This is a genomic window from Rufibacter hautae (assembly GCF_008271695.1).
GTDB classification, from domain to species: domain Bacteria; phylum Bacteroidota; class Bacteroidia; order Cytophagales; family Hymenobacteraceae; genus Nibribacter; species Nibribacter hautae.
In genome coordinates, this window is record NZ_VKKY01000001.1 from 856,018 (window position 1) to 868,097 (window position 12,080).

Below are 12,080 nucleotides of genomic sequence, written 5' to 3' on the forward strand. Positions count from 1 at the left end.
TAGCCATTATCTATTACCTTTGTCTAAACTCCAGAGAACGCATTTTAAGTCTCCTTTTCAGAAAACAAGCTCAAAAAGCCATCTAGGATAAACACCAAAAATTCACCCAGGAACTTCATTCATTCCATCACTCAACCTCTCCATCATTCAATACTAAGATGACCCTCACCCAACTGGAATACCTGCTGTCTGTAGACACCTACCGCCACTTCGCCACTGCCGCTGAGAAATGTTTTGTGACGCAGCCCACGCTGAGCATGCAGATTCAGAAACTGGAGGAGGAACTAGGCGTGCAGGTTTTTGACCGGAGCCGGGTGCCGGTGCGCCCCACTGAGTTGGGGAAAGAAGTGATTGCCCAAGCCAGAGTAGCTGTGGCCGAGTTCAAGAAGATTGAGGAACTGGTAAAGGTGCAGCGCGACGGCATCACGGGCGAACTCCGGATTGGCGTCATCCCTACCCTGGCGCCGTACCTGGTGCCGCTGTTTATTACCTCGTTTATCCAAAAGTACCCCAAAGTACACGTCACTATTCAGGAGCTGGTCACCAGCAGCATTGTGGAGAACCTGCGGTTGGAGTTGCTGGATGTGGGCTTGTTGGTGACGCCTCTGCACGATAAAACCATTGTGGAGGTGCCGCTTTTCTACGAGGCTTTTGTGGGTTACCTGCACCCTACGCATCCTTTGGCCCAAAACGAAACCATTACCGCCGAGGCTATTGATCCCGCCGATCTGTGGCTCCTGAACGATGGTCATTGTTTCCGGAGCCAGGTCCTGCAACTCTGTAACCGCGCCAAAGGCACCCGCAACGTACACTTAGACTACGAAAGTGGCTCCCTGGAAACCCTCAAACGCATTGTAGAGACCCAAAGCGGCATTACGTTGCTACCCGAGCTATCGGTGCAGGACATGTCAAACGAGAAGAAAGCCATGATTCGGCCTTTTGCCGAGCCTCAGCCTTTGCGAGAAGTGAGCTTGGTGGTGCACCGCAGCTTTCTGAAGAAGAAATTGATTGAAGCGCTCCGTGATGAGATTGTAGCCCACTTGCCCGATGGCCTGCGCGAGCGCAACCCGGTGCGGGTGGTGAAAATCAAGTAAACCAGTTTTCGGCTTATTTGACCAAAACGGGCCTAAAACAAGAAAGGCGGCTCTGCAAAGAGCCGCCTTTCTTTATGCTATAAGGGAAGAAACTTACGCGTTGGTCGTCTCGCCCTGTAATACTCTTACCATAGTCTCGCCAATTTCAGCTGGAGAGTCTACTACGTGGATGCCGTTCTCACGCATGATGCGCATTTTAGCGGCAGCGGTATCATCGGCACCACCAATGATGGCACCCGCGTGGCCCATTCTACGACCAGCCGGAGCGGTCTGACCCGCGATGAAACCAACTACTGGCTTCTTGTTACCCGTAGCGCGGATGTACTCCGCAGCTACGGCTTCGTAGTTACCACCAATCTCACCAATCATTACAATGGCATCGGTCTCTGGGTCTTCCATCAACAGTTCCACTGCGTTTTTAGTAGGTGTTCCGATGATTGGGTCACCACCGATACCGATGGCAGTAGAGATACCCAAACCAGCTTTCACGATCTGGTCAGCGGCCTCGTAGGTCAACGTACCAGACTTAGACACGATCCCGATTCTACCTGGCTTGAACACGAAACCTGGCATGATACCCACTTTCGCCTCGCCTGGGGTGATCACGCCTGGGCAGTTTGGTCCGATTAAGGTAACCGGCTTGTTTTTGATGTAGTTTTTAGCGGCAACCATGTCTTTCACCGGAATTCCTTCGGTGATGGCCACAATCACTTCAATACCGGCATCGGCGGCTTCCATGATGGCATCAGCGGCGAAGGCTGGTGGCACGAAAATGATAGACACGTTGGCTCCGGCTTTCTGTACAGCCTCAGCTACGGTGTTGAACACCGGACGGTCTAAGTGGGTAGAACCACCTTTGCCTGGGGTTACGCCACCTACTACGTTGGTGCCATACTCAATCATTTGCTGTGCGTGGAAGGAACCTTCTGAGCCGGTGAAGCCCTGCACAATCACTTTGGAATCTTTATTTACTAAAACACTCATGTGTAGTGGATTATGTGAAAGATGTACGCTCTGGTTAAAACTGTACGCAAAATTAGGCTTTTTTGCCACCCATCCAAACGAAGAATCCGGATTAAGGCTAGGGGGTGGCTCCCTTGGTTTTACGCCTGTTTTCTGAAAATCAGGCGCAAAACAGAACATTGTGCTTTCCTCGGCATGCAGCGCAATACTGTTTTTTCGCTATATTAAGACAAAAAACGCCCGCATGCCGCTGCTCCCCTGCCTCCGCACCCGTTTCACCTTCTTGCTTTCTGCCCTTTGCCTGCTGACACAATCCAAGGCTCTTGCCCAGCGCGACCTGGTCCACAGCCGCACCACCAGTTATTACACTTACCTCTACAAAATCACTGACACAGAGGCCAAACAGCTGTATGAGAAAGGAATGGACGCAGCCAAAGAAAGCTTCTTTCATTCCAGGATAGACTCGTTCCCCACCAACCTGTCCTATCAGAAGCGGTTACCGCAGGGGCATTACCTGTACACCTACACCTCGGGACCTGATTTGATGTACTCTCTGGAGAGCCAGACCAATCTGCAACTGCAGCTCCTGAAGAACCACGTGGATTTGGCGGCAGTGCTGTATGACTCTTTGGGCAACCCCATCACCAACGCCAAGGTAGAACTGGGCAGGAAAAAGATCCCGTTCGATGCTGCCTCAGAAAGTTACCGGCGGGCCAACATCAAGAAAAGCGGACTGCTCTCGGTGACGCATGAAGGCTACACGTTTTATGTGCCGGTAGAGCAATCTTCTAAAAAGGCCCAATACCATCTCCCACTCTGGAGAAAGATTGTCTACACAAAACCCATTTACTACGTCTGGGGACCGGCTTGGAAAGTTGTCTACAATCCTTTCAGAGATATCGTATATAGTTTAAGGTACCATGATCCACAAGGTGTGGTGCGTAAAGTATTTGGCATTTTCGATGACACATACCGCAACTATGACGGGAACGAAAAGAAGCAGCCTCGGGGCTACTTAGCTCTTAACAAACCCATGTACCGCCCAGGTGACACGGTGCAGTACAAGGCGTTTTTGGTAAAACCAAGCGGAAAACTCTACAAAAAGTACTTGCGGGCAGAGCTCTACGGCAACAGCAATACCAAGAAGTTGGGTGACGTGAAACCATTCCGGCCGGGTGCCTACGAAGGTTCTTTTGTGCTCCATGATTCTCTCCAACTCAGGTTAGACACCTATGTAAACCTGACTCTGGTACGGGAGAAAAAATGGGACGATGACCGCATCATCACTACCCAGTTTAAGTACGAAGACTATGAACTGAAGGAGAACACCTACACCCTCAGGCTAGAGAAACCCGAGCATTTTGCGGGTACCACCAACAGCGTCATCCTGCGCGGAGCCGATGCCAACGGCTTAACTTTAACCGATGCCCGGGTAGAAATCACCGTGCTCACCAGGCAGATCAGGGAGACCAAAGATCCGGTGCAGTTTATTTCAGACACGTTGTGGGTACATAAGCAGCCTTTGGAGAGCTCCGGCGAAACCACTATCCAGCTTCCGGCCACCATCTTCCCGAAGGCGAAGGTGGAGTACCAGGTGCAAGCCGTTTTCCTGAACTCCAGCAATGAACGGAGCACCAAAAGCGCCAACGGCCTTTACTCTTTTGAAGACGGCCACATGCAGCTAACCCTGCTCCAAGACAGCGTGCAGGCCACCTACCTGCAGGCCGAGAAGTCACTTCCTAAAACAGCCACGCTGGTCTTAACCGATGCCCAGGGCAAGAAACTGCAGACGCAAGTCGTTCAACTGCCAGCCCTCCTTCCTTTGCAAGCCCATGCCCGGAAGTATCAGCTCACCTCCGGAAAGCTGCAAAGCACCCTGGAACTGAGAGAAGAACCAGCCAACCTCCAGTTCTATTCTGAGCGCACCGGTGATTCTTTATTCCTTTCCATCCAGAACCCCAGACGCCTGCCGTTTTGGTACTTCGTTTACAAAAACAACAGTTTAATTGACCGGGGCCAGGATACCGCTTCTTTTTGGCAAAACACCCGGAAAGCCACCAACCAGGAGCCGTACTATGTGTCTGTGCAGTACCTGTGGGGCGGCGAGGTGAAGAGCGAGGAATACAATGCCCCCTTCCGGAAGAATAAACTAAACATCACCGTTCAGGCACCGGCTACAGTTTATCCCGGGCAGAAAACCAATCTGACCTTAGAAGTGAAGAACGCCAAAGGCAAACCTGCGGCCAACGTGGATGTAACAGCCTACGCCCTCACCTCAAAGTTCAGGAACGATTCACCGCCTTCGCTTCCCAAGTACCAAAAATTCCAAAGCAGAAAAGACAAGCGCACCTTTTCTAGGAAAGATGCGCCGGGCCAGGGCTCCCATCTTCTGCAGTGGACCCATTGGCGGAAAAGCATGGGCTTGGACAGCCTGGCCTATTACCAGTTACTATACCCAGAAAGCGGACTTTACTCCAACTACACCGTCACCCCAGATAGTACCACCCAGTTCGCTCCCTTTGTGGTAGACTCCGGCCGGGTGGTGCCCGTGCATGTGATTTTCCTGGACCAGGTACCGGTGTATTTCTCCGGCACAGATGTGGTGCCGCCTTATTCTTTCCCGGCCGACAGCGGGTACCATTCCCTGAAACTTCGCACGGCCAAGCATATCCTTGAATTAGACAGCGTGTACTTGAAACAAGGGCAGAAACTAATCCTGAGCATCGACCAGAACAAGATGCCCGCTTTACTGGAAAAAGCCGAAGCAGGGTATCTTTCCAAATCTGAACAAGGCGCCCTGTCTCAGTACCTGGTGCCTGTGGAGCAGAACTTCCATACCGGCCTCACTTTCCTTAAGCAAGGAAAAACCGTGCTGTACTTACCCAACAGCCCAGCCCTAAGAACTTTCAACCGCGGAAATCAATGGGATAAAATCCTGCTGACCGGTCCTTTCAGACCACATGAGGTGCAGTTCTATTCGCTGGGAAACTTCACGACCAGCTTTACGCCCGAAGCCAACTACACCCATCGTTTTGAACCTGGTTTGCTGAAAATGCGCGAAAAACTGACGTTCCCAGACAAAGTGTCCCTTTCCTCGAAAGGCAGTTCTTATCACCTTTCGTCTAGTTCTTTGGCAGAAATCGCTTATACAGAAAAAGGCTTGCGGCACCAGTGGGAAGAAGCCCAAAACACCTTCTGGTTATCTAAAATACTGGAAAAACCCGAGTACCGCACCGAAGCGGGTAGCGGCCGTTTGCACTGGCAACTGGATTCCACGTTTGCGGAAGGCCCTAGGTTTGTCTTTTTGTATGAACCCAACGCCTCCAATGAACAGGTAGCCATGTACCGAGGCAGCATGAACCATCTGAACCAACTGGCTCCTAAGAAATACAAACTGGTGCTGGTGTTTACAGACCACCGGCAAATCAGCACCCTGGTGACCATCCGGCCCAACGGGGAACTGCGCCTTCTCTTCAGCAACTCTCAGCTAAAAGCTCCTACACCAGAGACCAAATCCCTGGAAGCGTATTTACAGAACAGCGTGGAAGCCGCCAAACGCCGGGCAATCACTACCGCCCCATTGTCTATACCGGCACCTGCTAACTCAACTCCTACGGTGATCTACAGTGGTTCATTGGGAAGTTACTCCAATGAGGTAGAAGGCCAGGTGTTTGATGCGGCCACCGGGGAAGCCATGCCGGGAGTAACGGTTCAGGTAAAGAGAACTAGCACAGCTATTGCAACTGATGTGAATGGCAGGTTCTCCATTGAAGCCCCTTCAAACGGAGTGCTCGAGATTTCCTTCATTGGATATATTACCCAGGTAGTACCGGTAAGGGGCAGCCGCCGGATTGAGATCAAGTTAATGGGTGATGTCAGAGCATTAGATGAAGTGGTGGTTACCGGCTACGGGATACAAGGTGCGCTGCAAGGCCGGGTGGCCGGAGTGCAGGTAGCAGAATCCAATGGTCCTATTCGCATCAGGGGAGCCTCCTCCATCCAGGGCAATACGGCGCCATTAATAATAGTAGATGGTCTGCCGTTCAGCGGAAAGATGGGAGATTTGGAGGCGAACGCTATTGCTTCCTTTACCATCTTGAAAGGCACTGAGGCAACTGCCATTTACGGAACAGCGGCAGCGAACGGCGTCATCATCATTACCACCAAGAAAGGCAAAGCCGAGGCCGAGCAGCCGCTTCTGGCTGGTGCCGAGGCAGACGCCACCGCTTCCATCCGCAGTTACTTCTCTGATTACGCGTTTTGGCAGCCGCGTTTGGCCACCGATAAACAAGGCAAAGCCACGTTCCCGGTTACCTTCCCCGGCGATGTCACCAGTTGGAAAACCCACGTACTGGCGATGGATGGAAAGAAGCGGAGTGGCACCGCCACCACCGAGATCCGGTCGTTCAAAGCCATGATGGCAACCTTAAGCGGTCCGAGGTTCCTGATTGAAGGCGATAAAACGCAAATCATCAGCAAAGCCGTGAACTACCTGCCAGATACTGCCAGTGTACAGACCCGGTTTGAATTTAACGGACAGGCGCTTCGGCAACAGAACCTGAAACTAGGCCGGGTGTTCACCGATACTGTCATGATTCAGGCCCCGGCCGTCGCACCGGACTCGGTGGAGTTGATGTACTCTTTGCAGCAGGGCAGCGGCTTCTCAGACGGAGAGCGGCGGCACATTGGGGTTTATAAAAAAGGCGTGCTGGAGCGTAAAGGCGTTTTCCTATCGCTGCCCATTGACACCACGGTTACCCTCACGTTTGATCCCGCCAAAGGCCCAGTGCATTTCTACGCCCAGAGCGACTTGCTGCAGGTCATGCTGGATGAGATCAAGGCCCTGCACCGCTATGAGTACTGGTGCAACGAGCAGGCCGCCTCTAAACTGAAAGGCTTGCTGTGGGAGAAACGCATACAGGCGGCTCTGGGCAAAGAATTTGAGCATGACAAACTGGTGAACCGCGCCATCCGGCACCTGGAGAAAACCCAGAAGCAGGACGGCACCTGGAGCTGGTGGGAAAACGGTCCCGCTTACCTCTGGATCAGCCATCACGTCACCGAGGCTTTGGTCATGGCCCAGCAGGAAGGTTACAGCACCAATTTCAAAAAACAACCGCTGGTTGATTACCTGACCTATCATGTGGAAAGGAAAGAAGCGCAGGACAAAATCAGAGCCTTGGAGATACTGCAGAAGTTGGAGGCCAAAGTAGACTTCCCGGCCTACGTGACCAAGCTGGAGAAACAGCCCAAACTCTCTTTGGAAGACCAGTTTCGCCTGACACGGCTTAGGCAGAAACTGCAGATGAAGGCTCCCCTGGATACGCTGCAGAAATACCAGCGCGCCACCACCTTGGGCGGCTTGCATTGGGGCGAAAACAAAAACAGCCTGTTTGACAGCCACATCTCCAACACGCTGCTGGCCTATGAAATCTTGAAAACGGCGGGCAATCACGAGCGTGATCTGCTCAGAATACAGGTGTTCCTGCTGAACGAGCGCCGCACCGGCTATTGGCGCAACACCTTTGAATCGGCGAGAATCCTAGAGACGCTATTACCTGATTTAGTAAAGGGAAAAGGCCAGACTCCCGAAAACCAGCTTTTCCTCTCTGGTGGGGTCAACGCCACGTTGAAGAAGTTTCCGGTAGACACCACCTTTACGCCCACGCAGCCGATTACCATCAAGAAGCAAGGCTCGCTGGCGCTGTACCTCACCGCCTACCAGAACGAGTGGATCACCCAACCGGCCCGGGTAGACAAAGACTTCGTGGTGCGCACGTCTTTCGCCGATACCAAGCTGGCCAAAGCCATGCTGTCAGCCGGTAAGCCGGTGGAGATGGAAGTGGAGATAGAAGTGAAAGCCGATGCCTCTTACGTCATGATCGAAGTACCCATTCCGGCGGGCTGCACCTACGACACTAAATCCAGCTGGGGCCGCCATGAGGCGCACCGCGAGTACTTCCGCCACAAAGTTTCTATCTTCTCCAATCACCTGAGCAAAGGAAAGTACACGTTCACCATCAACCTGTTGCCGCGCTACAAAGGAACTTACACCCTGAACCCCGCCCGGGCCGAGCTCATGTATTTCCCCACTTTCTTCGGGCGCGAAGGCTTGAAAGAGGTGGACGTAAAATGAAGGAGTTCTGAGTTCTGAGTGGATGCTATTTTCTTGGTTCGGGCCTGTTTTTCAGAAAACAGGCCCGAAATGTTTTCTGTCATTCTGTACATCCCTCCGCTGGCGCGAGCCTCCGGCTCGTGTCCGGACGCATACCTGATCAACTTTTAAAATATAGATAACTATCCAGCAATTGCGGACACGAGCCGGAGGCTCGCGCCAGCGGAGGGATGCACAGAATGACCTCTTAAAGCTACCGCCTAAGGGCAGTTATAAACTGCCCGCATGATGGGTCCAAGTCACAGACTTGAACCATGGGTTGGAAAGTAGGCAAGCCGTCGTCAGTTGAATTCGTTTCAGGCTTGTTTTTAGAGAAACGGGCCTGAAACGCCATGCTACTCTCTTCAAACTGGCCGTCCATCTTTAAGAGAAAACACTTCTCCGGAACACAACGGGCGTTGCTTCGTTTACTATTCCATAAACATGTGCCTCAGACACCGGTTTATACTACCTAACCTGCGTAACATGAAGATCGGATATCCCTGCGTGAATGAATCTCTGGACTGCAGTTCGTCGGGCACGTTCAGGCTGGCCTCTTACAATGAGGAGCGGCTGGTGCAGATGGTGGAGAAGAACCTGGCCTGTTTGCGCCGCATCCTGGAATACAACCTGGAGCACGGGTTCCTGTTCTTCCGGATGAGCTCGGGGTTGGTGCCGTTCGCCTCGCATGAGATTTGCACCTACAACTGGCAGCAGCATTTCCAGATGACGTTCCGGCGCCTGGGCGATTACATCAAGAAGCACAACATGCGCATCTCCATGCACCCAGACCAGTTTGTGGTGCTCAACTCGCCAGACGAGCGCATTGTGCGCAACAGCATCGCGGAGCTGGTGTACCAGGGCAGCGTCATGGATTTGATGGGGCTGGACTCCACGGCCAAACTGCAGATCCATGCCGGCGGCGTGTACGGCGACAAACCCGCGGCCCTCAAACGCTTTATCCAGACGTTCCACCAGCAACTCCCCGAGGCCGTGAAAGCGCGCCTGGTAGTGGAGAACGACGACCGCCTCTACAGTCTGCAGGACTGCTTGGAACTGCACGCCGAGACCGGCATCCCCATTCTCTTCGACAACTTCCACCACGAGTGCCTGAACAACGGCGAGCCCATGGAAGAGGCCCTGCAACTGGCCTCCGGTACCTGGCACCCAGAGCAAGACGGCGTGCTCATGATGGACTACAGCTCGCAAAGCCCGGGAGAGCGCAAGGGCAAGCACATCACCAGCATTGAGACCGAGCTCTTCCGGGAGTTTCTCACCCACCTCAACGGGCTGGACGTAGACATCATGCTGGAAATCAAAGACAAAGAAGCGAGTTGCCTGCGGGCACGGCAGGTTTTAGAAGAGATGGCCCTGGTCTGATGCTGTTTTCCCGTCGTTTCTCTAAAATCAGGCTAAAAACAACTTTACCTCGTACACCATACTTCCGAGGAATCGGTCTTTGTCTGTGAATCAGATTTAGGGTAGACCCAAAATGATTATGTTCTTACGCCAATTTTGCTTTTGTATCTTCCTTTCCATGACTGTATTCTCTTCTGGCTGCCAGTCATCCTCAGACTCAGCCCCACCCACCGCTGTCGTGACCCAGAAAATGGTGCTGGAGGGCGTTCCCTCGGCCTCGGGCATTGAGCGCGTGGGCGACCAGTATTACGTCATCGGGGATGATTCGCCGTACCTGTTCTGCCTCAACGCCCAGTTCAAGGTGGTGCAAAAGGTGTCTTTGATGGAGGCGAGTTCCCTTGTGGGCGGCCGCATCCCGAAACCCGTGAAACCAGACCTGGAGGCCATTACCTCGGTGATGCTGGAGGGCCAGCCGTACCTGTTCATTGTGGGCTCGGGGTCTACCAGCATGCGCAATGTCGGTTACCTGGTTCCCATTACCCGGCAGGGCGCGGGCAAACCGGTGCAGGTACCCCTTGAAAAACTCTACAGTCAACTGCGCCAGAACAAAGCCATCACCGGCGGGGCCGCTCTCAATATTGAAGGCCTTTCGTCCGATGAGGAATACCTGTACCTGTTGCAGCGTTTCGCGCCGGGCGGCCATAATGTACTCATCACCTATACGCTGTCTTCCATCACGTCTTTCCTGCGCGGCAGAGGCGAGGCGCCCAAACCATCTACCATCCAGCCCTGGGCCTTGCCCGATCTGGCGCAGATCAAAACCGGCTTTTCGGGGATGGCCACCGGCTTAGGCGGCAGGCTCTTGTTCACGGCCTCGGCCGAGGAAACACCCAATGCCGTACTGGACGGGGAAGTGTACGGCAGCTTGGTAGGCTGGCTCAAAGCGCATCCCGAAGGCTCTTCCCAAGCCACCCTACCGGAGACCGTGGTTCCCGTGAAAGAGAAAGACGGCAGCATCCTGAAGAGCAAGATTGAGTCTATTTGCATTTTAGACGAACACCGCCACCACCTGGAAGCCGTGGCCGTGGCCGACAATGACAACGGCACCTCAGAACTGGTGGTGCTCACCTTCAACTGGTAAAACCACCATAAACAGAAAGGCCTGCGGTTGATGCACCGCAGGCCTTTCTGTTTACAAAATCTGGAAATTACCGTAGCCGAACGCGGAGTTTCTTCCAGTAAACCGTGTTGCCTGATTTTACTTCTACCAGGTAAGTGCCGGTTCTCAATTTGCCTATGTTCATGGGAGGCGCCAAGGTATTGTCTCCTTTCGGGATGGTGGTGGTGTATAATACTTTCCCGGCATAGTTGGTGAGTTCCAGCACGCCATCCTCGGGGATCTCCTGCTGGAAAGAAAGCATGAAAATATCGTTCTTCTTGTCCTGGGGAAACAGGTCTATGCCAGATAACGTCTCGCGCCGAATGGGGGCGTCTTTACCGGGAACAACCTTGGCCACAGGAGCGATTTTCTGCAATGCGACAGGTCTATTGGGGGCTTGGGCCGAGGCACCAGACATCGTTAAAATCCCTGCCACTAACAGGGCACCAACTGCGTTAAATTTCATTTCCATACGGGATAGAGTGTGAGGTTCTTTTTGGGCCGCTGCGGCGGCAAAATCCCTATTACATATACCGTTCCAAAAATAAGACCTCCCAGAAAAATTTAATCCAGGAGTTTCTTCTTCGCCTCTGGCAGGGCCTGTCGCGCCCATAGCTGGTGCATTGATCCGCTGTAATGCAATCTATCGGGGGCCAAGAGCTGCGGCGATTCTTTCACGGCCAATGACATGTCATAGACATCGATAACGGTAATGCCGGCTACCACTGCCTCGGCCTTGATCACGTCATTGAACTTCTTGATCTGCGCCGTGATGTACGCGCGGTCCCAGCCCGAAGCATAAGGCGTGGCCCCCCAATCTGGAATGGTAAGTACCAGCACATTTTTAGGGTCGTTTTGCGCCAAGGAGGTGCTAAGCGTCAACAGCTCTTTGAACTGCATCCTGAACTCCTCCAGGCTGCGGCCCTGGTATTGGTTGTTCACCCCAATCATGAGCGACACCAACCCGAACCCTCCGTCAAACTTCTCCGACTTCACGCGCTGCAGGAGATTGGCAGTAGTCCAGCCCGTCTGCGCAATAATGCGGGGCTCCCCCACCTTCACGCCTTCTGGCTCTAACATATGGGCCAAATACACCGGCCAACGCTCGGTGGCCGCTACCCCCTGCCCGATGGTGTAAGAATCACCCAACGCCAGGTAGGAGGTGGAAGCAGAAGGTGAAGTCGGGATTTTAGGTGTTGGCGTATTCTCCGTTTCTTCCTTATCTGAAGACGAACAGCCCGCCAAAAACAGAATACCCGCGAAAAATAACACGAACCTACAGAGAGAATGCATACCGGTAAATTTGATAACCAGAAGCAGAACCACCCGCCTCTTACCTCATCTACGCAAC

Annotated in this window: 7 protein-coding genes; 4 read left to right on the forward strand and 3 right to left on the reverse strand. The window is 53.1% G+C overall.

The window, feature by feature from the left end:
• The first annotated feature begins 158 nt into the window (after positions 1-158).
• On the forward strand, positions 159-1,094 hold the full coding sequence (locus FOA19_RS03365; protein WP_149089371.1) for a hydrogen peroxide-inducible genes activator: 936 nt from the start codon (positions 159-161) through the stop codon (positions 1,092-1,094).
• 93 nt (positions 1,095-1,187) lie between these two features.
• Here the strand turns inward: FOA19_RS03365 and sucD are convergent, their stop codons facing one another.
• Complete coding sequence (gene sucD, locus FOA19_RS03370; protein WP_149089372.1) at positions 1,188-2,078, reverse strand: succinate--CoA ligase subunit alpha; 891 nt, start codon at positions 2,076-2,078, stop codon at positions 1,188-1,190.
• A gap of 223 nt (positions 2,079-2,301) precedes the next feature.
• Here sucD and FOA19_RS03375 point away from each other — a divergent pair, with 223 nt between their 5' ends.
• The 3 genes from FOA19_RS03375 to FOA19_RS03385 all read left to right on the forward strand — a co-directional run bounded on the left by FOA19_RS03375 (position 2,302) and on the right by FOA19_RS03385 (position 10,711).
• Complete coding sequence (locus tag FOA19_RS03375) at positions 2,302-8,193, forward strand: alpha-2-macroglobulin family protein (RefSeq protein WP_149089373.1); 5,892 nt, start codon at positions 2,302-2,304, stop codon at positions 8,191-8,193.
• Between the two features lie 504 nt (positions 8,194-8,697).
• The gene (gene uvsE, locus FOA19_RS03380; RefSeq protein ID WP_149089374.1) at positions 8,698-9,591 is read left to right on the forward strand and encodes a UV DNA damage repair endonuclease UvsE; all 894 of its coding nucleotides are present in this window, start codon (positions 8,698-8,700) and stop codon (positions 9,589-9,591) included.
• 157 nt (positions 9,592-9,748) lie between these two features.
• Complete coding sequence (locus tag FOA19_RS03385) at positions 9,749-10,711, forward strand: DUF6929 family protein (protein WP_149089375.1); 963 nt, start codon at positions 9,749-9,751, stop codon at positions 10,709-10,711.
• A gap of 67 nt (positions 10,712-10,778) precedes the next feature.
• Here the strand turns inward: FOA19_RS03385 and FOA19_RS03390 are convergent, their stop codons facing one another.
• Complete coding sequence (locus FOA19_RS03390; protein ID WP_190300270.1) at positions 10,779-11,195, reverse strand: T9SS type A sorting domain-containing protein; 417 nt, start codon at positions 11,193-11,195, stop codon at positions 10,779-10,781.
• A gap of 98 nt (positions 11,196-11,293) precedes the next feature.
• Positions 11,294-12,022, reverse strand: a complete 729-nt coding sequence (locus FOA19_RS03395) for an SGNH/GDSL hydrolase family protein (RefSeq protein WP_149089377.1) — start codon at positions 12,020-12,022, stop codon at positions 11,294-11,296.
• Between the last annotated feature and the right edge of the window lie 58 nt (positions 12,023-12,080).

Bases quoted from the DNA above. Each gene is read 5' to 3' on its own strand.
- FOA19_RS03365 (WP_149089371.1), top strand. From the start codon at position 159: ATGACCCTCACCCAACTGGAATACCTGCTGTCTGTAGACACCTACCGC.
- sucD (WP_149089372.1), bottom strand. From the start codon at position 2,078: ATGAGTGTTTTAGTAAATAAAGATTCCAAAGTGATTGTGCAGGGCTTC.
- FOA19_RS03375 (WP_149089373.1), top strand. From the start codon at position 2,302: ATGCCGCTGCTCCCCTGCCTCCGCACCCGTTTCACCTTCTTGCTTTCT.
- uvsE (WP_149089374.1), top strand. From the start codon at position 8,698: ATGAAGATCGGATATCCCTGCGTGAATGAATCTCTGGACTGCAGTTCG.
- FOA19_RS03385 (WP_149089375.1), top strand. From the start codon at position 9,749: ATGACTGTATTCTCTTCTGGCTGCCAGTCATCCTCAGACTCAGCCCCA.
- FOA19_RS03390 (WP_190300270.1), bottom strand. From the start codon at position 11,195: ATGAAATTTAACGCAGTTGGTGCCCTGTTAGTGGCAGGGATTTTAACG.
- FOA19_RS03395 (WP_149089377.1), bottom strand. From the start codon at position 12,022: ATGCATTCTCTCTGTAGGTTCGTGTTATTTTTCGCGGGTATTCTGTTT.